Annotated in this window: 23 protein-coding genes and 2 riboswitches; of the genes, 16 read left to right on the top strand and 7 right to left on the bottom strand. The window is 39.7% G+C overall.

Going from position 1 to position 26827, the window contains the following annotated elements; genetic code table 11:
* Positions 1-5: 5 nt before the first annotated feature.
* Together FR7_RS20835 and FR7_RS20830 are read left to right on the top strand one after the other, a co-directional pair.
* Positions 6-1262, top strand: coding sequence for an Nramp family divalent metal transporter (locus FR7_RS20835; protein ID WP_237769563.1), 1257 nt, complete (start codon positions 6-8; stop codon positions 1260-1262).
* A 92-nt stretch (positions 1263-1354) separates the two neighbouring features.
* The gene (locus FR7_RS20830; RefSeq protein WP_007932734.1) at positions 1355-1921 is read left to right on the top strand and encodes a nitroreductase family protein; all 567 of its coding nucleotides are present in this window, start codon (positions 1355-1357) and stop codon (positions 1919-1921) included.
* A 260-nt stretch (positions 1922-2181) separates the two neighbouring features.
* Here FR7_RS20830 and nfsA read toward each other — a convergent pair whose 3' ends face one another.
* Complete coding sequence (gene nfsA / locus FR7_RS20825) at positions 2182-2919, bottom strand: oxygen-insensitive NADPH nitroreductase (RefSeq protein WP_007932732.1); 738 nt, start codon at positions 2917-2919, stop codon at positions 2182-2184.
* Between the two features lie 144 nt (positions 2920-3063).
* Here nfsA and FR7_RS20820 point away from each other — a divergent pair, with 144 nt between their 5' ends.
* Positions 3064-3534, top strand: a complete 471-nt coding sequence (locus FR7_RS20820; RefSeq protein WP_007932731.1) for a hypothetical protein — start codon at positions 3064-3066, stop codon at positions 3532-3534.
* Here the strand turns inward: FR7_RS20820 and FR7_RS20815 are convergent.
* Positions 3531-4226 (bottom strand): HAD family hydrolase, encoded by a 696-nt coding sequence (locus tag FR7_RS20815; protein ID WP_007932729.1) that lies wholly within the window; start codon positions 4224-4226, stop codon positions 3531-3533. The two genes, FR7_RS20820 and FR7_RS20815, sit on opposite strands and share 4 nt — an antisense overlap.
* A 172-nt stretch (positions 4227-4398) precedes the next feature.
* Here FR7_RS20815 and mutY point away from each other — a divergent pair, with 172 nt between their 5' ends.
* From mutY to hrpB, 6 genes are all read left to right on the top strand, one after another.
* Positions 4399-5481, top strand: a complete 1083-nt coding sequence (gene mutY / locus FR7_RS20810) for an A/G-specific adenine glycosylase (protein WP_007932727.1) — start codon at positions 4399-4401, stop codon at positions 5479-5481.
* 21 nt (positions 5482-5502) lie between these two features.
* Positions 5503-6003 (top strand): peptide-methionine (S)-S-oxide reductase MsrA, encoded by a 501-nt coding sequence (msrA, locus tag FR7_RS20805; protein ID WP_007932725.1) that lies wholly within the window; start codon positions 5503-5505, stop codon positions 6001-6003.
* A gap of 132 nt (positions 6004-6135) precedes the next feature.
* On the top strand, positions 6136-7743 hold the full coding sequence (locus FR7_RS20800) for an ATP-binding protein (RefSeq protein WP_007932723.1): 1608 nt from the start codon (positions 6136-6138) through the stop codon (positions 7741-7743).
* Between the two features lie 442 nt (positions 7744-8185).
* Positions 8186-9469, top strand: coding sequence for a 4Fe-4S dicluster domain-containing protein (locus tag FR7_RS20795; RefSeq protein ID WP_007932716.1), 1284 nt, complete (start codon positions 8186-8188; stop codon positions 9467-9469).
* Positions 9470-9630: 161 nt separating this feature from the next.
* Entirely contained in the window at positions 9631-10671 is a 1041-nt protein-coding gene (locus FR7_RS20790) for a DUF2157 domain-containing protein (RefSeq protein WP_007932710.1), read from the top strand.
* Positions 10668-13118: an ATP-dependent helicase HrpB gene (gene hrpB / locus FR7_RS20785; protein WP_007950630.1), complete on the top strand. Its 2451-nt coding sequence runs from the start codon at positions 10668-10670 to the stop codon at positions 13116-13118. The genes FR7_RS20790 and hrpB overlap by 4 nt, the downstream gene beginning before the upstream one ends.
* 115 nt (positions 13119-13233) lie before the next feature.
* Here the strand turns inward: hrpB and FR7_RS20780 are convergent, their stop codons facing one another.
* The gene (locus FR7_RS20780; RefSeq protein ID WP_007932708.1) at positions 13234-13728 is read right to left on the bottom strand and encodes a cysteine hydrolase family protein; all 495 of its coding nucleotides are present in this window, start codon (positions 13726-13728) and stop codon (positions 13234-13236) included.
* Positions 13729-13932: 204 nt separating this feature from the next.
* On the opposite strand from FR7_RS20780, the gene trhA reads away from it, so the two are divergent.
* The 5 genes from trhA (at position 13933) to FR7_RS20755 (ending at position 19015) form a co-directional block, all read left to right on the top strand.
* The gene (gene trhA / locus FR7_RS20775) at positions 13933-14562 is read left to right on the top strand and encodes a PAQR family membrane homeostasis protein TrhA (RefSeq protein ID WP_007932707.1); all 630 of its coding nucleotides are present in this window, start codon (positions 13933-13935) and stop codon (positions 14560-14562) included.
* Between the two features lie 115 nt (positions 14563-14677).
* Positions 14678-15988 carry a GGDEF domain-containing protein gene (locus FR7_RS20770; RefSeq protein ID WP_237769562.1) on the top strand — a complete coding sequence of 437 codons (1311 nt, stop codon included), beginning with the start codon at positions 14678-14680 and terminating at the stop codon, positions 15986-15988.
* A 287-nt stretch (positions 15989-16275) separates the two neighbouring features.
* The gene (gene queG / locus FR7_RS20765) at positions 16276-17166 is read left to right on the top strand and encodes a tRNA epoxyqueuosine(34) reductase QueG (protein WP_040543342.1); all 891 of its coding nucleotides are present in this window, start codon (positions 16276-16278) and stop codon (positions 17164-17166) included.
* Between the two features lie 129 nt (positions 17167-17295).
* Positions 17296-18537 carry a peptidase T gene (gene pepT, locus FR7_RS20760; RefSeq protein WP_007950625.1) on the top strand — a complete coding sequence of 414 codons (1242 nt, stop codon included), beginning with the start codon at positions 17296-17298 and terminating at the stop codon, positions 18535-18537.
* A 280-nt stretch (positions 18538-18817) separates the two neighbouring features.
* Entirely contained in the window at positions 18818-19015 is a 198-nt protein-coding gene (locus tag FR7_RS20755) for a hypothetical protein (protein ID WP_237714826.1), read from the top strand.
* Between the two features lie 172 nt (positions 19016-19187).
* Here FR7_RS20755 and pflA read toward each other — a convergent pair whose 3' ends face one another.
* On the bottom strand, positions 19188-19907 hold the full coding sequence (gene pflA, locus FR7_RS20750) for a pyruvate formate-lyase-activating protein (RefSeq protein ID WP_007950622.1): 720 nt from the start codon (positions 19905-19907) through the stop codon (positions 19188-19190).
* A 196-nt stretch (positions 19908-20103) separates the two neighbouring features.
* On the bottom strand, positions 20104-22335 hold the full coding sequence (gene pflB, locus FR7_RS20745; RefSeq protein WP_007950620.1) for a formate C-acetyltransferase: 2232 nt from the start codon (positions 22333-22335) through the stop codon (positions 20104-20106).
* A gap of 152 nt (positions 22336-22487) precedes the next feature.
* Positions 22488-22567, bottom strand: a riboswitch (ZMP/ZTP riboswitch).
* A 277-nt stretch (positions 22568-22844) separates the two neighbouring features.
* Here pflB and FR7_RS20740 point away from each other — a divergent pair.
* Entirely contained in the window at positions 22845-24107 is a 1263-nt protein-coding gene (locus FR7_RS20740; RefSeq protein ID WP_007950618.1) for an Nramp family divalent metal transporter, read from the top strand.
* A 144-nt stretch (positions 24108-24251) separates the two neighbouring features.
* A riboswitch (FMN riboswitch) is annotated at positions 24252-24377 on the top strand.
* A gap of 330 nt (positions 24378-24707) precedes the next feature.
* On the top strand, positions 24708-25295 hold the full coding sequence (locus tag FR7_RS20735) for an ECF transporter S component (protein WP_007932692.1): 588 nt from the start codon (positions 24708-24710) through the stop codon (positions 25293-25295).
* 231 nt (positions 25296-25526) lie between these two features.
* Here FR7_RS20735 and FR7_RS20730 read toward each other — a convergent pair whose 3' ends face one another.
* A complete protein-coding gene (locus tag FR7_RS20730; protein ID WP_007932691.1) occupies positions 25527-26378 on the bottom strand; it encodes a YitT family protein in 852 nt (283 codons plus the stop codon).
* A 42-nt stretch (positions 26379-26420) separates the two neighbouring features.
* Complete coding sequence (locus FR7_RS20725) at positions 26421-26771, bottom strand: DUF4870 domain-containing protein (protein ID WP_007932690.1); 351 nt, start codon at positions 26769-26771, stop codon at positions 26421-26423.
* Positions 26772-26827 lie beyond the last annotated feature (56 nt).

The following is a 26827-nucleotide window of genomic DNA, read 5'->3' as shown; positions in this document are numbered from 1 at the left end:
AGAATATGCGTAAGAGATTAGGATTATTCCTAGCTGTAATGGGACCGGGAATTGTCACAGCATTTGCCGATAATGATGCTGGCGGTATTGCCACCTATGCTGCTGCTGGAGCAAAATATGGCTATGGACTGCTATTTATTATACTGATCAGTAGTTTTTGCCTGGCGATTGCCCAAGAGATATCAGCAAGGACAGGGGCTGTTACAGGACGGGGGCTATCTGATTTGATTCGTGAATTATTTGGTGTTAAATGGACTTTTTTTGCGATGAGTGTGCTGCTAATTGCTAATATTGGTACTACGGCATCCGAGTTTTCAGGGATTGCAACTAGCTTTGAAATTTTTGGCGTGAGTAAATATATTGCAGTACCCATTATGGCATTTTTAATCTGGTGGTTGGTACTGAAAGCAGATTATGGAAAAATCGAAAAGGTTTTCTTAGTGTTATGTGCCACTTTTTTAAGCTATGTGATTTCAGGCATCATTATTGATCCTCCATGGGGAGAAGTATTCGTTGCATCAATTACGCCTACTTTTTCTCCTGATGCGGACTTTCTAATCATGGCGATTGGTGTAATTGGCACTACGATTACGCCCTGGGGACAGTTTTATCTTCAGGCATCGATTGTTGATAAAGGAATTACTGCCGAAGATTACAAGTATACTTTTTGGGATGTGATGTTTGGCGCGTTTTTTACGTGGCTGATTGCTTTTTTCATTATCGTGGCAACGGCAGCCACTTTATATGCGAATAATATTGCCATTGATACAGTTAAGGATGCAGCGATGGCATTAAAACCAATGGCTGGTGAATATGCCAGTTTGCTATTTTCTTTTGGTTTGTTGGGTGCCTCTATGTTGGCGGCATTTATATTGCCTCTTAGTACGGCCTATGCTGTTTGTGAGGCATTAGGTTTTGAAAGCGGTGTTAGTAAAACATATAAAGAAGCTCCTGCTTTTTTTGGTCTATATACAGCCTTAATCGTTATTGGTGCCGGATTAGTACTATGGCCGGATTTGTCGTTGTATCAAGTGATGCTTACCTCTCAAGTGGTTAACGGTACGCTTTTGCCCCCCATTCTCATTTTTATGGTGCTGATCGCTAATAATAAAAGCATTATGGGTAATTATGTAAATTCTGCATGGTATAATGTGGTCTCATGGACGTTTACCGTGGTGTTAATTGTATTGACCTTCATGTTATTAGCGTCTACGTTAATGCCGGATTTTATGGAGAATTTAGTAAAGTACTTAGGGCTATAAAGAAGACTAAAAACTGGTATTGGAAATTAAAGGTTAAAACAAGGGGGATGTCGAAAGAAACTTTTAAATATAAAATGGGGGGAATTAGCCATATGTTTTATGATTTAATTGTTTCCAATCGATCCTATCGACGTTTTTATGAAGAACACAGTATCTCAGAGGAACGGTTAAGAGAGCTTGTTAATTATGGGAGATTATCGCCTTCAGGAGCTAATAAACAGCCTTTAAAATATATCATATCAGGGGATAAAACAAAGAATGAATTAATATTCCCCCATTTACTTTGGGCGGGTTATTTAAAGGAATGGGCAGGACCAGAAAAAGGAGAACGACCTTCTGGTTATATTGTGATTCTTCAAGATACAAATATAGGACCGAGTGGTGTTGATCATGGAATTGCAGCACAAAGTATTTTGCTTGGAGCACGCTCCATGGATCTTGGTGGATGCATGATCCAAAGTATTAAGCGCGATGAGCTAAAGGCTACATTGCAGATTTCCGATCAATATGAAATTCTGTTGGTTATTGCTCTGGGCAAGCCAAAAGAAACTGTTATTCTCGATGAAATTGAAGATGGGGATGATATAAAATACTGGCGAGATACAAATTTGGAACATCATGTACCAAAACGTAAGTTAAAAGACATAATTTTGGAATGATCACCGAAGTAAGGGAAAATTTTAATAAGACTTATAATGCAGGCTGCCTCACTACGATTGTTTATGTAGTGAGGCAGCCTATTGATATATATCATGCAACACGATGAGCAACAATGAATATGGTAATCTTTTATTATATCACGATTCAAGGTGGCTTGGTGGTCTGACCATGTAAATGAAATTAGCATCAGGAATCGGATCTTTTAAAGATGTGCCAGCTTTTCTATGCTCTATGTGGTTCTTTGTTAGTATATAGAGCATTATTTCATTTCAAAACCCTTAGTTTCCAAGAAGTTTTTCATATGAGGGCGCTGCTTGTCTTTTAGGAAAGTCGACATACCTTCTGTCCAGGTATTGCTTCTTTCCCCATTGGTTCTTGCGATGTAATAATCTCTAATGCTATGATCATATTCTTTTAAGACTTCTTCATCTCCCTCAGTATGATAACTATCCTCTTTAAAAACTAAGGATAAAGGGAGACGGGGTTTTACTTTATTTCGAATTTCCGGATAGCCCAGACACATGCCAAATACAGGGTATACGTTATGGGGGAGGTTTAATGACTCACAAACATCCTCAGGATTGTTTCGCAATGCACCGATATATACACCGCCAAGCCCCACTGATTCTGCGGCAACCATGACATTTTGTGCTGCTAGGCTCGTATCTACAGTCGCTAAAATGAAGTTTTCCGTATAACCGCTTTCAAATCTTTTATTGTTCATTCTACAGGCCTTGCCTAATCGGTTTAGGTCAGCACAAAATACTAAGAAAATAGGGCTTTCTTCAACACAGGACTGATTGCCTGCTAATTTAGCGATGGATCTTCTCTTATTTTTGTCTTTTACCCTGATAATGGTATAGGCTTGGATGTGATTGGAGGTGGAAGCTTGCTGGCCTGCCTTGATGATTTCTATTAGTAATTGATCATCAACGGACTGCGTGGTGAACTTTCGAACCGATACATGTTTTTTTAACAATTCGATTACATGATTCATGATAAAACCTCCTAAAAAATAAATGCCAAGACGATTTGAAGTGAGTTGCTTTGCAATGTCATGTGATTTACACTAGTAGTAAGGATATAATGTTGTAATACCGTATTGTTTAATGCTACATAAGGGTAGAAAGGAGATTGCCTTGTGAAGAAAAATCCAAAAATAATATGCTTCCTTCTAACATTAATACTTTTAATCGGAGTATTCTTTTATTTTCAAAGACATGATATAGAAAAGGAAAGCAGGTCAGTGAATGGTACGGAAAAGATCCCTCCCGCTGAAACTGTAACTCTAAATAGGGAGGGTGATGGTACTGTTATAAAGGTGAAAGAGGAGCAGCCTGTTGTAGTTCCCACTAACCAGTTGAAAGATGATAAACTAACCCTATCTTCCATGCCGACAGTAACCTCACGAGAGGATTCTGTAGATTTGAAAGAGCATACCTACTCCATTAAGAATAAAAAGAAGGAAATCATTCTAAGTCCTGGCGTAAGTCTTCAACCTAGTAAAGGCATTACGATTAAAATACCTGGTGAAGAAGAAGTGATTAAAGTCCAGCGTGATAAAACCTATCATTCAGATAGTATTCACATGTTTTGGGAAAAGAAGTATTAAAATGATCCTTCTCTTCCCAAATGCTCTGCAAATTCTACAGGCGGAGGCAGGGTAGATACAGCCCACCATGGAGAGTGATCCTGTAGTTCTTCTAATGAGTATCGGCCTGTAGCTACTGCAATAGTTTGCGCACCAATGGCCTTACCACAGTCAATATCGTTGGGTGTATCGCCAATAACATACACTTGATCCAATGGCACTTGCGGGTAGTTTTGCTGCAGCTTTGTGAGTGCTTGTTTGGATATCTCTCTGCGATTGTAGCAATTGTCACAAAAGGCACTGGAAGAGAAATCAAAGAAGCCATCCAGCCCATATTGGCGCAGTTTTGCTTTGGCACCAAATTCGGTGTTGCCTGTAAGGATTAGGCAAGTGTAGTCTGATTGTTGCTGTAGATAGAGCAGGATATCTTTTACTGAGGGAGTAAGGTGACCCTTGCGGGCTGCTAAGTGGCTTGGTAATACTTTTTCGTAAAGGCTGACTAGATTGCAGATTTCATGGACAGAAGGTTCCCGTCCTGTGGCGAGAAGGAGTATTTGATGGGAGATGTAATAGTCAGTCATGCCAGCTGTTTTGATAGTGGTAAAATCAATTTTTGTGTGCAGGGATTCGGAAACTGCTTCTTCAAAAGCATATAAGCCAGCTTTAGCTGTTTTCAATAAGGTGCCATCAATATCCCAAAATAAAATCTTCAAGCGATGCGCCTCCTTCTTAAAAATGATTCTATACTATAATTAGATACTTACCTTCAATATCCTTGTTCTATATAATTTTTTCTTCTTATGGAAAAAATATTTACAGCGAGAGTTAAAATGTTTTAAATAAAGAAAAGAGCTTAAAATAGTAACATAACAATAAGGAGAAGAAATGAAAATCGCACAGTTATTATTGACATGGTATGAAAATTCTAAACGGGATTTACCATGGCGCAGGGATAAAGATCCCTATAAGATATGGGTTTCAGAGATTATGCTGCAGCAAACTCGGGTAGAGGCTGTTAAACCCTACTTTGATAGATGGATGGAAAGATTTCCCGATTTAGAAAGTTTAGCAGAGGCCGAGGAAGAGGAAGTGGTTCGTCACTGGCAAGGGCTGGGGTATTATTCCCGGGCCAGAAACCTGCTGCAGGGGGTACGAGAGGTCAGCCAATCCTATGGGGGACAAGTACCGCAAACGAAAGAAGAAATGATAGGTCTTGCCGGTGTTGGTGATTATACAGCCGGGGCTATTTTAAGCATTGCCTATAATAAAAAGGAGCCAGCTATTGATGGGAATGTTCTGCGGGTTTTTAGCCGATTATTTTGTGTAGAGGAAGATATTTCTTCTCCCGCTGCTAAGAAGACTATAAAACAGCTGGTTGCGGATGAGATGTCCGAAGAACATCCAGGTGACTTTAATCAGGCTTTAATGGATTTAGGATCATCCATTTGCATTCCGAAAACACCCCGGTGTGCCCTATGTCCGCTAGTTGACTGCTGCTGCGCACAAAGAAAAGGCAAGGAAGGACAGCTTCCTGTAAAAAAGAAAAAAGCACCGCCTAAAGCAGTGCGTCTTATGGCAGGAGTGATTCGTCAAGGCGAATTCTTTCTGTTGCATCAGCGGTCCAATAAAGGTTTACTGGCGGGAATGTGGGAATTTCCAACGGTAGAAATTGGGGAAGATGGGGAAGCTATGGATAGCTTTCGCCAGGGCATTCAAGAAAAGACAGGTCAGGTAATAGAATTAGAAAGATTGCTGCTCCAATGCACACATATTTTTAGTCATCGCCAATGGGATATTTCCTTCTATTATTGTATCGTTGCACCGGATCGAATCGTGCCGAATGATAGGGAACTAAAGTGGGTAAATCGTAAAGATTGGGAGAAACTATCTTTTGCCGGACCTCATCGTAAAATGGAGAAGTACTTAGCAGAGAAAAATAGTCAAGAGAGCTGGCAGTCCTTCGAATAAAAACTGGAGAGGAGATTGACTATGAAAAAAATTTGGCTGGCAGGAGGGTGCTTCTGGGGTGTAGAAGCCTACTTTCAACAACTTAAGGGAGTGGTGGGTACCAAAGTAGGATACGGACAAGGACGGATAGAAAATCCTACGTATCAGCAAGTGTGCTCGGGAACAACAGGACATACAGAAGTTTGTGAGGTTACGTATCATGAAGAGGTGCTGCCTTTAAGGAAATTACTAGAGCATTTCTTTAGAATTATTGATCCAGTAACTCTTAACCGTCAAGGACCGGATCAGGGGACCCAGTACCGCAGTGGAGTGTATTATTCCGATGAGATGGAAAAAGAATGCATCCTGGAATTTATTAAGGAGCAGCAGTTATCTTATTCAGAACCTATAGTGGTAGAAGTAGAGCCTGTAAAGAATTTTTGCTTGGCAGAAGCATATCACCAGGATTATTTACAGAAAACACCCAATGGATATTGTCATGTCAATTTAATGCTGGCAAAACCGGAAGAAAAAAAGAGATAAACTGATGAAGTGAATCAGATGCAGATGGAGTCTTACCTTCATCTGTGTTTTTATTAGGTATCATCCTTATGCAGGCAGGAACAAGGTGATTCATGTGGAATGTTATGCAGTCATGGGGTGGTTTTTTTGTATATGAAAAAAAAGAGAATATCTCTACAATATAAGATTATGCTATTAACAGTAGGGATTGTGTGCCTGGCTTTAACCTTGGCTGGAGCCTTTGTCATTCATCATATTTATCAGGAAATTCAAGACGATATTGGCAGTCGAGCATTAGACATAGGAAGATCCATCGCCGAAATGCCCCAGGTTCGAGAAAACATACTTCACAATCATCATCCATCAGATGTATTGCAGCCCATTGCAGAGGAATGGCGCAAATCAACAGGGGCGGCATTTATTGTAATTTCAAATATGAATCAAATCCGTTTGTCCCATCCAACTTCGCAGAACGTAGGCACACCTCTGACCAGTTTATATCGCGAACCGGTATTAAAGGGGCAGGAATATATGTACATTGCCAAGGGCAGCTTAGCACCTTCTCTACGGGCGAATGTGCCTATCTTTGCAGTAGGAGGGCAGCAAATCGGTTTTGTATCCGTCGGCTTTTATATAAATGATATTTATAACCAGGTTTTAGAAGGGGGCAAAAATGTTTTATATGCCTTGCTAATCGCTTTGGCACTGAGTATTATTGGCTCAGCACTGGTCGCAAAAAATATAAAGAAAGCCATTTATGGCTTGGAACCTTATGAAATTGCTACGATGTTTAGAGAAAATGAGGCTACTCTTGATGCCTTGCGGGAAGGGGTCTTGGCCGTTGATGTAAATGGAACAGTCCGTGTTGTTAATAATGAAGCTGCGGCCATTATTGGAAAAAGACCAGAAGAAATATTTGGTCAGCCGATAGCAAACTTTATTGCCCAGTTGCGCCTGGATCTTGTTATTGACAGTGGTAAGCCATTGTATGATTATGAGCAGCGTGTGAATGATGTCATTATTCTTGCGAATGTTGTTCCCACCATTGTAGATGACCATGTTGTAGGGGCAGTCATTGCCTTTCGGGACCGTACAGAAATTTCCCGTTTGGCAGAAGAAATGACAGGTGTACATCGTTTTGTAGATCTTCTGCGCGCCCAAACCCATGAATTTAAAAATAAACTTCATGCCGTTGCGGGACTCATTCAATTAGGATCTTACGAGCAAGCCGTTGATTTAATTATTGAAAGTTATGATACGAATCAAGGCGAGTTTGAAAAATTGCGGTACAAGATAAAAGATGCCGTTACCTTCGGTTTGCTGGTGGGGAAGATGAGTCGTGCCAGAGAACTTGGCATTGAGTTTATTGTTACATCTGATACCGCAATGCAAAGCTTGCCCGGCCAATTAACCAGTGGGGATATGGTTATTATTTTGGGCAATCTCATTGAAAATGCAACAGAAGCTGTTACAGCGGCTAAGAGTAAAACCATCATACTGCGTATCCGGGAAGAAGAGGCGGGAGTTGGGATTATGGTCCAAAATTCGGGACCTTGGATCGATGAGAGTTTGGGTGAGCGTATTTACGCGCGGGGCATTTCTGGCAAAGGAGCCCATCGAGGTTATGGTCTAGCTTTAGTGTCAGAAAAAGTTAAGGTGAATAATGGCCTAATTTCTCATTACAACTTACCAGATGGTGGCGTAGAATTTAAAGTATGGATTCCTTATTGTAATAAAGGTGAAAATAAGGAAGAAAATTAAAGTACTAATTGTAGATGATGATCCTATGGGAAAACTGCAAATGTTGTTGGAATACATGCCCGTGGGCAGACCTATCCATCGCTTTAAAATGAAGTGATGGATAGGTTTCTTCTTATAAGCATAGAAAGTATAAGTTTTTAAGTGTGGAAAAGGTGAGATATTATGAACCACAAAGGCACAATGCCGCTAACGCGGCACACAAAGGAGTGCACAAAAAAATAAATAAAACCCCTTTGTGTCCTTTGCGTCTTTGTGGTTCAAAAGGTTTTTATTTTTAAAAAGGTAGCGTAGCGTTTTCTATTTTGCTTCTTTTAAAGCAATTGTCTTTTCGCTATAGTAAGGATAGACTGGAAAATTCACTAATGTTCATATATATGTTATATTTAATCATCGCACCTTTATTTTCTGTTATTTCAAAATCATAGTTTGTGCAGGGGGTAAAATGGGACATATTGTTAATAGTGAAAAGGAATATCGATTACTTCAGCAGCGCTTAGATTATAATATAACAGGGGCACCTTATTCACCGGTTTTTATTGAAATTTTAAAACTGTTATTTTCGGTGGAGGAAGCCGATATAGCCAGGCAGATCCCATTGCGCCCCACACCATTAAAAAACTTAGCACGCAAATTGAATATGCCTGTAGAAAAATTGCACGATAAGATATCGGTCATGGCGGAAAAGGGGTTAGTATTTGATGTAGAGCATAAGGAAGAATGTTATGTAGTATTAGCACCTGTTGTTATTGGTTTTTTTGAATTTGTTTTTATGCGCACCCGAGATGAAATGCCATTGAAAGAATTAGCCCATCTCTTTGAACAATATATGTTTCAGGATGACCGTTTTGCTCATAGTATATTTTCTGAGACAACTCAATTAGGGCGGTCCTTAGTGCGGGAAGAGGCGCTGACTTCTGGTGATTATACGGAAATATTAGACTGGGAGAAGGCAAGTTCTGTGATTCATTCGGCAAAAACCATTGGATTATCTTTATGTGCTTGCCGCCATAAAGCAAGTCATTTAGGAAAAAGTTGTAATGCTCCTCAAAAGACTTGTATGACCTTTCATGGCAGTGCCCAGATGTTAATCAAAAAAGGCATGGCCGAAGAGATCAGCAGCAAGGAAGCGATGGCTGTTCTAGAGCAATGTAAGGAAGCCGGGCTGGCGCAAATTGCCGATAATGTGCAGAATCATGTAGGATTTATCTGCAATTGCTGCGGCTGCTGCTGTGGTATGCTGCATTCGATGAAACATTTTACCATGGGTTATGCGGTAGTAACCTCTAATTGGCTGGCACAGATTGATGGGGAAAAATGCCGTGGCTGTAATGCATGCAGGAAAGCCTGTCCATTAGGGGCGATTGTACCAGAGGAACAAAACCAAAATAATAGCACTGGCAGGCGCGTTTTTTGTGATGAGGAATTGTGTTTAGGGTGCGGTGTATGTGCAGCGGCATGTAAATTTGACAGTATTCGCATGAAGCCGCGGGAAAAACGCGTACTTGTACCTGAAAATACCTTTGACCGAATGATTTCGATGGCTATTGAAAGAGGAAAGTTATCCAATTTTATTTTTGATGATCCTTCACGTCTGAGTCATCGAGCCTTAGGAAGAATTGCTGCTATGATAGAAAAATCTTCACCTGTGAAGGCATTCTTAGCGATTGAACCGATTAAATCAGTATTTTTGAAGAGTATTATTGCAGGTGCCAAGAAATTTGTATAAGGGAATGGAGGTCTCATTAGGACGGTAAAGGATGAGCATAGCTAACGCTTCGCCGTGTTACTTAACCTACGCTTATAGTTATGCTCATCCTTTACCTGTTTGTGGCTATAGATAGTTGTTTTCGAAAGAGACTACAAGAACGTTCCAGGAGGTGGATTGAAGTGAATATTACGAATAAAGAAATCGAAGAGGCAGTTTCCCAAAATATTATTACCCAGGAGCAAGGGGAACGTTTGTGGCATTTATGGAGTGGAAAGGAAGAGCGCAGAAACGGTTTTCAGATTTCACATTTAGCCTATTATGCAGGAGCGCTGATTGTTATTTCCGCTATGGGATGGTTTATGGATACAGCTTGGGAAGTTCTTGGCGGTATGGGAATGTTTAGTATTGCTGTATTATATGCATGTTGTTTTGTTTTCGTTGGAAGGCGCTTATGGGAAAAAGAAAGCCTGAAGGTTGCAGGAGGATTACTGATTGTACTGGCAGTATGTATGACCCCTTTAGCAATTTTTGGCTTAGAGCGGACTCTAGGATGGTGGCCGCAATCCTATCCGGGTCATTATCTGGATCATTATGAGTGGATGCGCGGCGGCTGGATTTGGATTGAATTGGGGACAATTGCAAGTGCATCCCTAGCCCTGCGATTTTTTAAATTTCCTTTTTTAACAGCTCCCTTATTTTTTTCCCTATATTTATTGTCCATTGATGTAACACCTTTTTTCTTTGGGACAGGCAGTGAGTGGACAAATGTACGCTGGATGTCGTTATTATTTGGTTTAGTGATGATGATTCTCGCATTTCTTACGGACTATTATTGCCGCAAACATAACTATAAAGAAGATTATGCTTTTTGGGGATACTTGTTTGGGACCAGTGTTTTCTGGCTGGGCCTTACGCTTCTTGACAGCAATCAGGAGTGGTCCAAAATACTGTACTGTCTCATTAATGTCATTTTATTAATTGCAGGAGTCCTCCTCCAGCGCAAAATATTCTTGGTGTGCGGTGCGATTGGGGTAAATGGTTATATTGGTCATTTGGCTTATCGGGTATTTAATCATTCCATACTTTTTCCTTTTGTTTTGAGTTTTGCTGGTATTGGAATTATTTATATTGGCATTCTTTATAATCGAAATCAATTAAAAATAGAAGAGTACATTAAAAATAAAGTACCAGAAGCAATTCGAAAGTTTCTGCCGAAATGAAGAAACTGCCGATTGATGAGATTCTGTCTACAGTAAGACAGACAATAGGTAATGCTGTGAATACCGTTTTAGTAGCGCCGCCAGGGGCTGGTAAAACCACACGTCTTCCCTTGGCCCTCCTAGGGGAAAGTTGGCTTACAGGGAAAAAAATTCTCATACTGGAACCGCGACGTTTAGCCGCCAGGGCTGCAGCTCGCCATATGGCAGTTCTTTTGGGAGAAAAAGTAGGAGAGACGGTAGGCTATCGGATTCACCTCGATAGCTGCGTCAGTTCTAAAACTCGTATTGAAGTGATTACCGAAGGAATTTTGACGAGGCTGCTGCAGAATGATCCTGGACTGGAAGATGTTGGGCTGGTAATCTTTGATGAATTTCATGAGCGCAGTATTCATGCTGATTTAGGACTGGCCCTTTGTTTGCAGTCCCAGTCTGTACTGCGTGAGGATTTAAAAATCCTAATTATGTCTGCGACCTTAGACACAGCACCGATTGCATCCTTGCTGGGAGATGCACCTGTCATCATCAGTGAAGGTGTATCTTTTCCTGTTACCACTCATTATATACAGCGTCCAATTGCAGAGCGTATTGAGCTGGCTGTTGTCCGGAAGATCCAGGAGGCTGTTATAGCAGAGCAGGGAGATATATTAGTGTTTTTACCTGGGGCTGGCGAAATACATCGTGTTGAGTCCCAGCTTTTAAAAATTGGCATGCAAAAGAATGCCGTAATTACTAAACTTTACGGAGGCTTATCGCAAGAAGAGCAGGATCTTGCGATTTTACCCCAGGCATTTGGAAAGCGAAAAATCGTATTAGCAACTTCCATTGCCCAGACGAGTATTACCATAGAAGGAATGCGCATTGTGATTGATAGCGGTCTTATGCGGATGCCCCGTTTTTCACCTCGTACTGGTATGATGCATTTAGAGACGGTTAAGGTGTCACGGGATGTTTCTGAGCAACGTCGTGGTCGGGCAGGACGCACTCAGGAAGGAATTTGTTATCGCTTATGGACCTACGAGGAAGAATTGGCTCATATGGACAAAAGCACTCCGGAAATTATGGAGGCTGATTTGACCTCCTTGGTATTAGAATTAGCTGCTTGGGGGATACAAGATCCAGGTGAATTACAGTGGCTTGATCTGCCGCCTGAGCCTGCCTTCCTCCAAGCTAGACAATTGCTTTTTCAGCTGGGAGCTTTATCTTGTGACGGACGTATTACTCCGCATGGTCAGCAGCTGATAAAAATTGGTCTTCATCCTCGTATTGCTCATATGATCTTTCAAGGCATAAGGTTAGGATATGGAAAAATCGCTTGTGAAATGGCAGCTGTGCTGAGTCATCGAGAGCTTTTTCAAGGCTTGTCTGATGCTGATTTGCGATTACGTATTGAAATGGTACGTAAGGGCAGCTATCATTCCATCCAAGCCGAAATTCGTTATTGGAAGCAGATTTTTGCCGTCTCCCAAGGGGGAAATGATAACCTGGAAGCCTGTGGTCTGCTGCTGGCCTTCGCTTATCCGGAGCGGGTTGGTCAAGGACGGGGAGATGGACGTTTTTTGCTGCGTAATGGTCATGGTGCAGTGTTTAAGGAACCCCAATTGCTGGCGGCGGAACCTTACCTGGTAGCCGCTGAGTTAGGGGGAGACCAGCAAGGAGAAAAACGTATTTTTTTAGCAGCACCAGTTCAACTCAATCTGATAAAAGAGCATTTTCAAGAACAGATCAGTGTGCAGGATCGCATTGCCTGGGACCATGAAGCAAAAGCTGTACGGGAACGAAGAGTCGAACAATTAGATGCACTGCTTTTAGAAAGTATGCCTTTGGCAAATTGCAATAAAGAAGAACTTCTTTTTGCTCTCCTTCAAGGAATTAAAGAGGAAGGACTGCATCTTCTGCCCTGGACAAGAAATGCGTGTCAATTTCGTCAGCGGCTTATGTTTATGCATGAAATTGATCATGATTGGCCAAATGTGTCTGATGATTCCTTGCTGGCGACATTAGCAGAGTGGTTAGGTCCCTATTTATATGGCATGACTAACTGTGATCACCTGCAGCGACTAAACTTGGCAGCCATTCTTGGAGGAATGCTTAGCTGGGAGCAAGGGCAAAAATTAAATGAATGGGCACCAACTCATATTCTTGTTCCTAGTGGGCAGCGTATACCCATTGACTATAGTGATGTTTCTGTACCCGTACTGGCAGTAAGGCTGCAGGAAATGTTCGGCTTAAAAGAGACGCCGAACATTGGAAAGGGGAAAGTAGCGATAACTCTTCACCTCTTATCTCCGGCTCATCGTTTGGTACAGGTAACAAAAGACATCGCTAGCTTTTGGGAGAATACCTACTTTCAAGTGAAGAAAGATCTTATGGGACGTTATCCGAAACATTATTGGCCGGATGATCCCCTTGAGGCCATGCCAACCCATCGTGTTCGTCCTCGTCTTTAAAGAAGCTATGAAATTGATTTTGGTAATAAAGTGAAATAGACTGCCGCAAAATTGGGCAGTCTATTTTCTATAAGTTTAATTGAAGCGTTTTCTGGGGTATTTTTCTTATTTTACGCTACGATAAAAGCTTTTTTAAAATGCCATATGAAATAATATCATTCACATTTTCAACAAAAGGAATATTAACAGGATTGCGGCTGGCGATAGCACCACGCAGCAGGACTGGGGTAAAATCAAGATCAAGGGCGCCTCGATAAGTAGATAGGACACAATATTCCGCGCAATATCCTGTAAGAATGAGAGTATCAACCTGCAGTTCACGCAATAATGCCTCTAAGGAGGTTTTATTGAAAGCGTTGCCATAGGTCTTGTGGATGTGAGGATCTGCAGGGAGAATCCCAAGGGATTCTGGCAGATCAAACCTTTCTGTACCTGGCAGCAGATCAATTTCTTTCACCATGTGCTGAATACAAATAATCGGTAATCTCTTTTCCCTAAATAATTCAATTCCCATGTTAATTTGGGCAATTGCCTGATTGAGGGATTGAGTGGTCTCAGGGTTTTTGAAGAATGCTTTTTGCACATCAATTACTAAAAGAGCCGGCTTCATATAAAACACCTCTTTGTCATAGTATTTTATAGTATTAATACGACAAGATTCAATGCACTCCTGCGAAAAAAAAGAAGATTATTTTTAAATTGAGAACTATTCTTATATGTATGATCTTCCTAAATATGATATAATTTATTAGTAAGGATTAAATAATATTTATTATTAAGTAATAGATTGAAATATAGATTTTAGGAGGTTGAAATGGAAGAAGTTATGAATGCGGTTACTCACGGTATTGGTACTTTATTATCGGTTGCAGGATTAGTATTGTTAACGGTATTAGCTTATTTACACGGAGATATTTGGCATATTGTTAGTTTCAGTATTTATGGAACGACATTGGTGTTGTTGTATTTGGCTTCGACCCTTTATCATAGCTTTACGAATGAAAGAATAAAGAGAATCTTTAAGATTCTGGATCATTCTGCTATTTACTTGCTTATTGCAGGGACTTACACACCATTTACCTTGGTACCTCTTCATGGTGTATTGGGATGGACTGTTTTTGGTGTTGTATGGGGGCTTGCTATGATTGGAATTGTTTTGAAAATATTTTTTGCCGGACGGTTTAATATTGTCTCTACCTTGTGCTACCTTGGTATGGGTTGGTTTATTGTCTTTGCGATCAAACCTTTGATTGCAACAGTTCCTGCCTTAGGAATGACTTGGCTGCTGGTAGGAGGTTTATTTTACACATTAGGAAGTATTTTTTATCTGTGGAAAAAGATACCTTATAATCATGCCATCTGGCACTTGTTTGTTTTAGCGGGGAGCATATCTCATTTTATTGCTGTATTCTTTTATATTCTGCCAGTTCCATTACGCTCTTAGCTGACAAAAAAAGTTGATATACAGTGAAAAGAGCAGAAGGTGTTGCTCATAATTGGGCGAAATTATATACAAGATTATGCAAAGTGCTGATCCTAGAAAAGAATACAGGAGGCATATGTTGAAAACATTTAATTTTCACAAAGCATTTTTATGTAGAAGTAGCCGCGATATACAGCACTTTCCTGGGAAGAAGTATTATTGTTGTTCGTTAGATAAAGAGAGTTCTGAAATCACATATGTTATCCATGTGGATACAAAGATCGTTGTGGATGCTACTCATGCTTTTTTAAAATTGCTAAAGTATGATGTTGAAGATTTAGGTAATTTCTCTATATATGATATCATTGGCGCTGAGGTGGAAGAGGTAAATGCTAATATTCATAAAATTGTAAATCACGGGCTGCTAGAAATCGGTTTGCGTCAATATTGGTGTAAAGATGGACAAATGCTCTATGTTGGCAGCTCCTTTAAAGTTGCCCAACGTGACAGTGAACAATATTTAATGATTACGTTAAAGGACGTAACGGAATTGCAGCAAATGCGCAATCGTTTGCAGCTGGCTTTACAAGTGTTTGAACATGCCAGTGATGGTATTTTGGTGACTGATATAAAAGGGATTATTCAATATGTGAATCCTGCTTTTGCAAAGCATACGGGATACTCCATGGATGAGATCGTAGGAAAGACGCCTGGGATATTAAAATCAGGCAGGCATCAGGAGGAATTCTATCAGGATATCTGGAATTCGTTACATACAGATGGACTGTGGAGAGGCGAGATTATTAATAAACGGAAAAATGATGAGCATTATTCCGAATGGGTAGTAATTGATGCTGTTAAGAATGAATTGGGAAATGTAACGATGTATTGCGGAATCTTTAGAGATTTATCAGAACGTATGAAATATGAGGAAAAAATTCGCTTTCATGCCTATCACGATGGTCTGACTGGTTTGCCCAATCGTATATTATTTTATGAGAAGATCAATCAATGCCTTGCCTCGGCGAAGCGCTATCATCATATGATGGCTGTGATGTATGTTGATCTTGATGGTTTTAAACATGTAAATGATAACTTAGGGCATGACAAGGGAGACTTGCTGCTGAAAGCAGTTGCTGATCGTTTAAAAGAATGTGTAAGGGAAAGCGACATTGTTGCCCGGATGGGCGGTGATGAGTTTACTTTAATTTTGCCCGAAGTAGAAAAGAGAGCGGACGTTGAAATTGTAGCTGAAAAAATAAAAAAGCAATTAAATCAGATCTTTGAGTTATTAGGCTGTACGGTGACCATTTCCAGCAGCATTGGAATCAGTTTCTACCCTGCGGATGGAGAGGATGTAGACAGCTTAGTCAAGAAGGCCGATAATGCCATGTATCAAGCCAAAGCATCTGGCAAAGACGCCTACCGATTCGCTGATCAGGCATAATGATTTTCCTAGTATATAAAAAAATAATGAAACGCGAAGATAACGAAGAATTATAAAGGACGCGAAGGGATACTATTCTTTATAGTCTTCGCGTCTTCGCGTTTCAAAAGGCTTTATTTTGAAAAAGATGTGAAAGATTTTTCTTATTATAAAAACGGATCTTACAGTTTTTTACTGGAGATCCATTTTTAATGCAATTGAATTTAAATAAAAAGCAAATAGGAAAGTCCTTCTTTTGGTATTATAATAGAGAAGACGAGATTGTGTTCAGCAAATTGGAGATGCAGATGAAAGAGACGTTAAGGAATTTTTGTAATTCAATTCATATTGAATGTATGGGAATAGCAGGCATTGGACCTTATTGGGAATTAGAAAGAATTTTAAAAGAACGTATTGATAAAGGGCAGTATACGGAATTTGAGGAAAAAGATCTAAAAAAGAGAATTGATCCTAAGGCAACAATGGAAAATGTACAATCGATTATTGTATGCATATTTCCTTATTATGTTGGAGAGCGGCCGGAAGCGAATATCGCAAAATATACCTGTGGGCTGGATTACCATACGGTTATAAGAGACAAATTAGAGGCAATAGGAAATTTCTTAACGAAACAGCTGCCGGAATTTGAATATAAAACTTTTGTTGATAATGGACCGTTAGTTGATCGCTATCTGGCGTATTTAGCAGGACTCGGGTTTTATGGGATAAACAGCCATATTATTACTGAAAAATATGGCTCTTATGTAGCAATCGGCTATATTCTTACCAATTATCCTTTTACAGTTGATAAACCATTACAACGTACTTGTCTGCAATGCGGTAAATGCAGTAAAGCATGTCCGGGAGAGATTATTCTTGGTAACTTTGCCATTGATCCAAGAAGATGCAAATCGTATCTGACACAAAAAAAAGGGGAATTAACAGCAGACGAAATCAAGATTATAAAAAAGACGAATTTGGTCTTTGGCTGTGATAGCTGTCAGGATGTGTGTCCGCATAATTCTCAAATTGCCTTATCTAACATAAGAGAATTCCAGGAGAATATTGTGCAGCAGCTAAGCTATGAAGAATTGACGAATCTATCAAATAAAGAGTTTAGCAGAAGATATGGAGATCGGGCTTTTAGCTGGCGAGGCAGAAAATTGCTTGTAAGAAATTTTGGATATATAATGCATTAAAAACTTATGGATTAATAGTTTGTCACTGAATAAATAAATAAAAACCCTTTGTGTCCTTTGCGTCAATTCGTTTTATCGGTTTTTTAATTTATCGAAAAAAAATATAATACAGAAGGGATGGCGTATGAAATGGAGTCAAATAAAGAGAAGTTAGTACAACGATTTATCGAGTATGCTGGTTTTAATACCCAATCGGATGGGGAGCAAAGCCAGTGCCCCAGTACAAGAGGGCAGATGGAGTTAGCTCAATATGTGGCAGAAGAGTTAAGGCAATTAGGGTTAGTTGATGTGCAAGTGGATCAAAATGGCTATGTAACGGCTACTTTATTAGCCAATGGCTGTCAAGAGGCTCCAGTGGTTGGCTTCATTGCCCATGTAGATACCAGTCCCGATATGGCTGGCGGTCCAGTCAAACCCCGTTTGGTACAAAATTATGATGGCGGAGATATTGTACTTCATTCCGAGAAGTCGATCCTGCTTTCTCCAAAAGATTTTCCTGAACTTACGAACTATATTGGGCAAGAGTTATTGGTTACGGACGGGTTAACGCTATTAGGAGCTGATGATAAGGCTGGGGTGTGCGCTATTGTCAGCGCTGTAGAGTACTTATTGTGTCATCCGGAAATACCTCATGGCAAGGTTCGCATTGGTTTTACACCTGATGAAGAGATTGGTCGGGGAGCTGATTTATTTGATGTAGCAGCTTTTGGGGCAGAATTTGCTTATACCGTTGATGGTGGGGAGCTTGGAGCGATTGAGTATGAGAATTTCAACGCAGCCAATGCAACGGTCTTCATTCAAGGAAGAAGTGTTCATCCTGGGACTGCTAAAGGAAAAATGGTTAATGCAATATCCATAGCCGCTGAATATCAGCAGATGCTGCCAGCAGGTCAGATTCCGGAATATACAGATGGTTATGAAGGCTTTTTTCATGCCCATAAACTTAGCGGTGCTGTAGAGTCGGCTTCCTTACATATATTAATAAGAGATCATGACCGTCAAAAATTTGAAAACCGTAAAATGCTGCTGGAATCAATGACAGCATTTTTAAATGTTAAATATGGTGCAGGGACTGGGACGATCGAGATTAAGGATTCTTATTATAATATGAGAGAGAAAGTTGAGCCTGTTAAATATATTATTGATTTAGCATGTGAGGCTATGGAAACAGTCGACGTAAAGCCAAGTATAAAGCCAATTCGGGGTGGTACAGACGGAGCCCGCTTATCTTTTATGGGATTACCTTGCCCAAATTTATTTACTGGCGGACATAATTTTCATGGTAAATATGAATTTCTGCCAGTAGAATCTTTAATAAAGTCAGCTGAGACTGTAGTTGAGATTATTCGTAAAGTGGGAAAACTAAAATAGAAAACAAAATTAAATAGAGATAATATCGAAAAACATTTTGAACCGCGAAGGTCGCGAAGAAATACAAAAGACACGAAGAGATAGTATGTTATTTCATATCCTTCATAGTCTTTCGATTCTTCGTATCTTCGCGGTTCAAAATGTTTTATTTTTTTATGAGGAAGTGTTAGTATTTTTTTGAAATTTACATAAGAACATCTACTATACATAATGCATATAGTATGGTAAGTAATTCGTTTTCAAGAATCGTTACTAAAAAGGGGGTGCCAAGGTGAAATATATGAGAAATGATTTTGAGAGAAGTAGTAAGGACGTAGAACAACTCATAAAAGATGCTGAGGAAAAAATAAAAGAAGTGGCGGCGATTATCGATGATGAAGTAGAAGCAACAGCAGGGAAATGGAATGTTTCTAAATGGATCATATGGACTGGAGGTACAATAGCAGTTTTGACGCTGATTAAGATTTTTATATACTAAGTTGCTGGAAAGCGTTTATCTTTAAACGGCGTACGTTTCGTAGTTGGAAAATATAAAAGAATGACGAACCGCAGAGGCACAGAGCGCGCAGAAAAAAAATTCTATCTATCTTTTCTCTGTGTTCTCTGCAACTCTGCGGTTTGATTCTATTTTAGGACGCGTCAGCGTTTTCTTACACTATGGTAATGCCTTCCGATTTTAGGATATTGGTGGCAATTGCTACATCTTGAGTGGTAGCATCAGGGACATCATCTAAGGTGTATTTCATATTTAGTGTTTTCCATTTATGCCGTCCTAAAGAGTGATAGGGCAGTAGTTCTACTGGAACTAAAGCTGGCAGAGTATGAACAAGACCAGCAAGTGCCTGCAAATCTTCTAATGAATTGGTGAGCCCGGGGATGATTACATAGCGTAACGTTACAGGAATTGACTGGGCCACATAGTTTAAATTTTCAAGAATCTGCTGATTATCAAACCCTGCTAACCAGCGGTGTTTTTGGGGGTCTACAGCTTTTATGCTAAATAATGCTGCATTGGTATAGGGCAAAACAGCAGTGAGATTTTTTTGATCATAATATCCAGCAGTATCAATGGTAGTATGAATATTATGGCTTTGACAGGCGAGAAATAGTTCGGCAACAAATTGAGACTGAAGCAATGGTTCACCACCGCTTGCTGTAATTCCTCCCTTAGAGGCATCGTAAAAGTGGCGATAATGTAATAGGTCTTTTAAAATTTGTTCTGTGGTAATGGATTGACAGCCTTGCTGCCAAGTGTCAGGATTGTGGCAGAAGCGGCAGCGCAATTTACAGCCTGATAAAAATAATACATAACGAATGCCTTGTCCATCGACAGTCCCAAAGTGTTCTATAGAATGATAATATCCTTGCATAATGAACATCTCCTAGCGTTAAAGAATAATTGAACCACAAAGACACAAGGCCGCTACTGCGGCACACAAAGGGGACTACAAAAGACTATTTTTTATAGACCCTTTGTGAAAAATCTTTGTGTCCTTAGTGTCTTTGTGGTTCAAATTACCTTTTTAATCGTATTTGAGACTTTCCAATAATTTATTGGAATTTATATTACAATGACTCATAGAATGTGCGGTCAATTACTTCTGCCTGTTGAGCGGGAGTGAGTTTGATGAAGTTAACGGCATAGCCTGATACGCGAATGGTAAGCTGAGGATATTTTTCAGGATGAATTCGCGCATCTTCCAATATGCTGCGATCCAATGCGTTTACATTAATGTGATGCCCTTGGCTGGCTGCGTAACCGTCTAATATACCGGCCAAATTTTGTATTCTGGTGTCTGCTGTTTTTCCTAAGGTCGCAGGAAGAATGGAGAAGGTGTAAGAGATCCCATCACGACAATCATCATAAGATAGTTTGCAGATGGACTGCATAGCTGCGAGTGCTCCTTTTTTGTCTCGACCATGCATTGGGTTGGCACCCGGAGCAAATGCATGACCTGCTTTACGTCCGTCAGGAGTTGCCCCTGTTTTTTTGCCATACATTACATTAGAGGTAATCGTAAGTATGGATAGTGTATGTTCTGCATCTCGATAAGCAGCGTGTTCTTTTAATTTTTGACTGAATTCCTTACTTAATTCTGTTGCCAAAGTGTCAACCTGATCATCATCATTACCGTAGAAGGGAAAATCTCCGTCAATAATAAAGTCTTTAGCAAGGCCTGTTTCATCACGCAGTGGCTTCACTTTCCCATAGAGGATAGCACTTAAGGAATCAGTTGCTACTGATAATCCAGCTACTCCAAAGGCCATGATGCGTTTTACATCGGTATCGTGCAGTGCCATTTGTGCTCTTTCATACGCGTATTTATCATGACTAAAGTGAATCAGATTCATCGTATTTACATACAAGCCAGTCAGCCAGCTAAGAACTTTTGATAAGTTGCTCCTAACAATATCATAGTCTAAATACTCTCCCGCAGGAATTGGCATAACAGGTGCCAGCTGTTCTCCGCTATTTTCATCCCGTCCACCATTAATTGCTAATAATAAGGCTTTTGCTAAATTGGCTCTAGCACCAAAAAGCTGCATTTGTTCACCAACCCGCATTGCTGATACGCAGCAGGCAATCGCATAATCATCACCATATACAGGTCTCATGATATCGTCATTTTCATATTGGATAGCGCTGGTGTCTAATGAGACTTTTGCGCAGAATTTTTTAAAATCGGCTGGCAGATCTACTGACCATAAAATAGTCAAATTCGGTTCAGGAGCAGGACCCAAATTATATAAAGTGTGTAAGATTCGATAAGAAGTACGAGTTACTAAGGTGCGCCCATCCAGTCCTGTACCTCCAATCGCTTCGGTTACCCATAATGGATCGCCAGCAAATAACTCATTATAATCCGTTGTACGCAAATGGCGGGCTAAACGTAACTTAATGACCATTTGATCAATAAGTTCTTGAGCATCGCTTTCTGACAGCGTACCATTTGATAAATCTCTGGAAAGATAAATATCAAGGAAAGTGGATACGCGGCCAATGGACATAGCAGCACCATTTTGCTCCTTAATAGAGGCAAGATAACCAAGATATAACCATTGGACGGCTTCTTGGGCATTTTCAGCCGGGCGGCTAATGTCAAAACCATAAGATTTTCCCATAAGTATTATATCCTTAAGAGCTGCAATTTGAGCCGAGACTTCTTCCCGTAAGCGCAGTGTTTTTTCGTCCATTGGCTGATTGGTGAGACCTTGCAAGTCATTTTTTTTAGCTTCTAATAGATGGCTAACTCCATAGAGTGCTATGCGGCGATAATCACCAATAATGCGTCCGCGCCCATAACCATCAGGTAAACCTGTAATAATTCCTAATTTACGGGCTTTTTTCATTTCATCTGTATACATATTAAATACAGCAGTATTATGTGTGGTAACATGGTTACGATAAATATCACTGATAGCAGGATTCAGCTTATAACCATAGGCTTCGCATGCCTGCTCAGCCATTCGAACGCCGCCGTTGGCAATAACACTTCGCTTAAGAGGTGCATCTGTTTGCAAACCGACAATGATTTCCAGATCTCTTTCAATATACCCAGGCTTGTGAGAAGTGATAGTCGAAACAATATCAGGATCAACGTCTAATACACCTTGTTTTTCCCGTTCTTGTGATAATAATGAGCTGCATTTGTCCCATAATTTCTTAGTGCGAGGCGTTACGGGAGCTAAAAAATCACTATTGCCTTCATAAGGGGTATAGTTATGTTGAATAAAATCTCGTACATTAATCGAGTTTTGCCATATACCTGGTTTAAAATCCTTCCATGCTTGTTTCATATTGTGATTCCTCCCTGAATTGATAATTGTTATCAATTAACTTAATTATAACCGTATTAACATGTTTTGCCTATGATATAAATCATATACTTAATAATTTTCAAAATTTATTAACTTTAAAAATTGAAAAGACCGCCTGGGCACAACTAAGTAAGTTATGCCCAGGCGGTCGGCTAATTCAAGATACAGTCCCTTGTGGTTATTCCACGATCCGCCAGTTCTGTATCCGTTTTATGAAATATAGGTACTTCTTTATAGAACAAATTTTATCTTTTTCTTAAGGTCTTGTCAATATAAAATATGTTCGACAGCTACGTATATTATTCCTTTGGAGATTACGTCGAATTTTTATTTACTATGAATTTTATATTAATTAAAAATTTATATTTTATAATAATAATTTAATATGTTTTTAAAAGGGATAAACTGACGAATAAAGAATAGATACTAATAATAATCTAAAAGAGATAATATGTAAGCTATATTACGATATAAAGGAGAATCTGTTTATGCTCAAAGGGATAAAAGGCTTTTTTCAGGAGGAGCATGGGCTGAATCTAAGAGCCAGGGAGATATTACGATATATTGGACCAGGGATACTGGTAACCGTCGGATTTATTGATCCTGGGAATTGGGCCGCCAATTTAGCCGCAGGGGCAGAGTATGGTTATAAATTGCTTTGGATGGTAACCTTATCTACCATTATGTTAATCGTTTTGCAGCATAATGTAGCTCATTTAGGAATTGTTACGGGGCGATGCTTATCGGAAGCAGCTACTGAATATCTGCGACCTTTAGTATCAAGAACGGTATTGTTTTCGGCAATAACGGCGGCAGTGGCCACTGGTATGGCTGAAATATTAGGTGCTGCTATTGCCTTACAAATGCTATTTCATATTCCTCTGAAAATTGGAGCCTTATTAACCGGCATAGGCTGCAGCTGGATGTTATGGGCTAATTCCTATAAAAGACTAGAAAAATGGATTATGGGTTTTGTTTCAATCATTGGCATAGCGTTCTTATTTGAACTAAGTCTAGTCAATATTGAGTGGTCTGAAGCTGCTGTTGGATGGGTAACACCTGTTATTCCGGATGGAGCTATGTTGGTGGTAATGAGTGTGCTTGGGGCAGTGGTCATGCCCCACAATTTATTTTTGCATTCTGAAGTCATCCAAAGCAGACAATGGAATTTGGAAGATGATGTTGTGATTAAGCGGCAGTTAAAGTATGAGTTTGCAGATACCCTATTTTCTATGTGTATTGGCTGGGCCATTAATAGTGCGATGATATTGGTTGCTGCTGCCGTGTTTTTCAGTAATCAAATATCTGTTGATGAATTAGAGCAAGCAGAAATTATGCTGCGTCCTTTACTGGGGAATGCTGCAGCTGTTGTTTTTGCTATCGCTCTTTTATTTGCAGGTATTTCTTCCACCGTTACTGCAGGTATGGCTGGTGGTAGTATCTTTGCAGGTATATTTAGAGAACCCTATGATATTAAAGACCGTCATTCCTGGATGGGAGTAGCGATTACCTACGGTCTGGCGGTTGCTGCCATCTTTTTTATCGAAAGCCCTTTTCAGGGGCTGGTATATTCCCAAATGTTTCTTAGCATTCAATTGCCTTGGACGATATTCTTGCAGATTTACTTGACATCATCCACGAAGGTCATGGGGAAATATGCAAATACAGGCTTACAGCAAATTGTGTTATGGGGCATTGGTCTTATTGTTTCTGTCTTAAATATGATGCTGTTGTGGGATTTTATTAAATAATGGTGTAAGAAAGAGTAAGAAAAGATGAGTCACGTTTTTCGTATTACTTTTTAACTTGCAAAGAGGCAGCAAATTTGCTACAATGAATCCATCATCATCACTCGGTGATAATGATTATCTCTGGGGCTAAAATTAAATAAATTGAAATATCTTCAGGGCAGGGTTAAATTCCCGACCGGTGGTAAGCAGATTCTGCAAGCCCACGAGCCGCAAGGCAGATTTGGTTTGATTCCAAAGCCGACAGTATAGTCTGGATGTAAGAAGAGAAAGCAGCACATTGTATGTATAACAGATAGTTTGACTTTCTGGAGATGCATCCGTGTATGAGGCTTAGTAAGCCGACATTAACGATGTGTTTGCATGTAGTGAGTGATTAAATCCCCGAAGGCATTTCGGGGATTTTTTTTGATAAGTAGAGAAAATATAGTTTAATAGGTGGAAGAAATGAACCACAAAGGCACAATGTCGCTGATGCGACACACAAAGGAGTGCACAAAAATATAAATAAAACCCTTTGTGTCCTTTGCGTCTTTGTGGTTCGATCTGCTTTGTATGTTGTATAAGTTTGATTTAACGATTACTTTTATAGGGGGATTGGACATGATTTCTGCCAATACGCGATATATTACTAAAATTGGAATTTTATCAGCAATTGCTGTAATCTTGATGTTTTTTGAAGTGCCATTGCCGATGATGCCTAGTTTCTTAAAATTAGATGCCAGTGAATTGCCTGCGATTATTGGAGGCTTTGTGCTTGGACCTATGGCAGGGGTTATTATTGAATTAATTAAAAACGTATTACATGCTGCAAATACCCAGACAATGGGAATTGGGGAGATTGCTAATTTCTTGGTGGGAGTGGCTTTTATTCTGCCAGCGAGCTATTTATATCGGCGCTATAAGAGTTTTAAAGGAGCTGTGCTTTCTCTCTTTATTGGAACCTTCTCTATGATGTTTTCGGCGTCTTTGCTGAATTATTTTATTCTGCTGCCATTATATCAAGCTGTGCTGCATTTTCCCTTAGAGCAGATTATTAATTTAGGAACAATCGCAAATCCCCGGATTGTTGATTTAAAATCCTTCATTGCCCTGGGGATTGCACCTTTTAATATGATAAAAGGAATTGCCATGTCCCTTCTTACATTGATGATTTACAAGAAGCTTTACCCTGTATTATGCGAGAGGTAAGTAGGGCTTTAATTATCAAATAAAAGAATACAAAAAGGCTACTCTGTCAGTACAGAGTAGCCTTTTGACATAGCTTTGTGGTTCGATTGTTTTATATGTTTTTGTGAAACGAGCAGGGAAAGAACGATTAAACCGCAGAGACGCAGAGTGCGCTGAGGGGTATTTTCTAACGCTATTAATTATTTTTCTCTGTGTCTCTGCGCCTCTGCGGTTCATTTCAAATTATTTTTCTTATAGCTGTTTCATTCCAGGCAGTGTGAAGCCTCTCCCTAGAACTTCTACAGCATCTTGAACGATCATAAAGGCGTTGGGATCTACATCTTGGATGAGAATTTTAATCTGACCAATTTGGGTCAGGCTTACGACTACAAAAATTATTTGTTTTTCTTGGCGGGTAAAGGCGCCTTCTCCATGAAGGATTGTTGCACCTCGCCCTACCTCTTTTAAAATGGCTTTAATAATCTCATCGGTTTTATAAGAGATGATGTACAAGGTTTTCTTACGGTTAAATCCTTCCACCACATTATCCGTAATATTAGCTGCAATGAACATGGAGATAAGAGTTAGTATGGCAAGTTTAATGCCGAAAAGAATGGCAGCAATCACCATAATCACACAGTTAACCGAAAAAGAAGCAATACCTACATTAATAGAATAGTACTTTTTGAGGATGCTTGAAACGACATCAAGCCCGCCGCCGCTGCCATTGGCCTTAAAGATAAGACCTGAGCCAATACCTGTTACAATTCCGCCAGTAATGGCAGAGAGAATCGGATCATCCACGACCATAAAATTTGACAAGTAGCCCGTTGCATCTACGAAAAAGGAAAAAAGTACTGCTCCATAAATGGTCTTTAAAAAATATTCTTTTCCAATAAGCCGATATGCAGCATAGAAGAGAGGGAGATTCATTACAAAGATTTGAAGACCAATAGGCCAGCCAGCAAGATAATAAAAGATAATGGCTAACCCGCTTACACCGCCGCTTAACAAGTGGTGAGGTACGAGAAAACTATTGATCGCGACAGCACTTACCAGGCAGCCAATGCCAACAGAAAGATATTGATAGATTTTATAACGCATATAGTTCCTCCTAGTGTAATATAAAAGGCATAATGTTCGTTACTAAAGTTTATGAATCAGTTTTTGGATAAAAGGGTATTGATAGGTTTCACCATAAAAGGCTTTACTTGCTGCAATAATCGATGTTGCGAGCAGAATCAGCCACAAAATACCTACGATAGGAAGCAGAAAAACACCAATTATTAATATACATAAAGAACTGACAATGAAGGACGCAGTCAGTATACTCAAATGGGCAACGAGAGCCTGTTTTGCATGATGATAGACGAAAGCGTCGTCTTTTTTTAATAAGAAGATGACTAATGGTGCAATAATAAAGCCCAATCCCCCTAGGAAATAGGATATATGGGCTAAAATAGCTAAGAGTTTTTGTTCTCCTGTTATCTCATTCATAAGAACACCTCCTTGAATCTATTTTATAGTAGCTTTGATCTTTTGTATATCTTATT

It is taken from the genome of Pelosinus fermentans DSM 17108 (assembly GCF_000271485.2).
In the GTDB taxonomy this organism is placed as follows: Bacteria; Bacillota; Negativicutes; order DSM-13327; family DSM-13327; genus Pelosinus; species Pelosinus fermentans.
This window is presented reverse-complemented; position numbering and strand designations above follow the sequence as displayed.

Bases quoted from the DNA above. Each gene is read 5' to 3' on its own strand.
- FR7_RS20780 (WP_007932708.1), bottom strand. From the start codon at position 13,728: ATGAAGCCGGCTCTTTTAGTAATTGATGTGCAAAAAGCATTCTTCAAA.
- pepT (WP_007950625.1), top strand. From the start codon at position 17,296: ATGGAGTCAAATAAAGAGAAGTTAGTACAACGATTTATCGAGTATGCT.
- pflB (WP_007950620.1), bottom strand. From the start codon at position 22,335: ATGAAACAAGCATGGAAGGATTTTAAACCAGGTATATGGCAAAACTCG.
- nfsA (WP_007932732.1), bottom strand. From the start codon at position 2,919: ATGAATCATGTAATCGAATTGTTAAAAAAACATGTATCGGTTCGAAAG.
- FR7_RS20735 (WP_007932692.1), top strand. From the start codon at position 24,708: ATGATTTCTGCCAATACGCGATATATTACTAAAATTGGAATTTTATCA.
- FR7_RS20795 (WP_007932716.1), top strand. From the start codon at position 8,186: ATGGGACATATTGTTAATAGTGAAAAGGAATATCGATTACTTCAGCAG.
- hrpB (WP_007950630.1), top strand. From the start codon at position 10,668: ATGAAGAAACTGCCGATTGATGAGATTCTGTCTACAGTAAGACAGACA.
- FR7_RS20740 (WP_007950618.1), top strand. From the start codon at position 22,845: ATGCTCAAAGGGATAAAAGGCTTTTTTCAGGAGGAGCATGGGCTGAAT.
- FR7_RS20830 (WP_007932734.1), top strand. From the start codon at position 1,355: ATGTTTTATGATTTAATTGTTTCCAATCGATCCTATCGACGTTTTTAT.
- queG (WP_040543342.1), top strand. From the start codon at position 16,276: ATGAAAGAGACGTTAAGGAATTTTTGTAATTCAATTCATATTGAATGT.
- FR7_RS20730 (WP_007932691.1), bottom strand. From the start codon at position 26,378: ATGCGTTATAAAATCTATCAATATCTTTCTGTTGGCATTGGCTGCCTG.
- FR7_RS20755 (WP_237714826.1), top strand. From the start codon at position 18,818: ATGAGAAATGATTTTGAGAGAAGTAGTAAGGACGTAGAACAACTCATA.
- FR7_RS20835 (WP_237769563.1), top strand. From the start codon at position 6: ATGCGTAAGAGATTAGGATTATTCCTAGCTGTAATGGGACCGGGAATT.
- pflA (WP_007950622.1), bottom strand. From the start codon at position 19,907: ATGCAAGGATATTATCATTCTATAGAACACTTTGGGACTGTCGATGGA.
- FR7_RS20725 (WP_007932690.1), bottom strand. From the start codon at position 26,771: ATGAATGAGATAACAGGAGAACAAAAACTCTTAGCTATTTTAGCCCAT.
- mutY (WP_007932727.1), top strand. From the start codon at position 4,399: ATGAAAATCGCACAGTTATTATTGACATGGTATGAAAATTCTAAACGG.
- FR7_RS20800 (WP_007932723.1), top strand. From the start codon at position 6,136: ATGAAAAAAAAGAGAATATCTCTACAATATAAGATTATGCTATTAACA.
- msrA (WP_007932725.1), top strand. From the start codon at position 5,503: ATGAAAAAAATTTGGCTGGCAGGAGGGTGCTTCTGGGGTGTAGAAGCC.
- trhA (WP_007932707.1), top strand. From the start codon at position 13,933: ATGGAAGAAGTTATGAATGCGGTTACTCACGGTATTGGTACTTTATTA.
- FR7_RS20770 (WP_237769562.1), top strand. From the start codon at position 14,678: ATGTTGAAAACATTTAATTTTCACAAAGCATTTTTATGTAGAAGTAGC.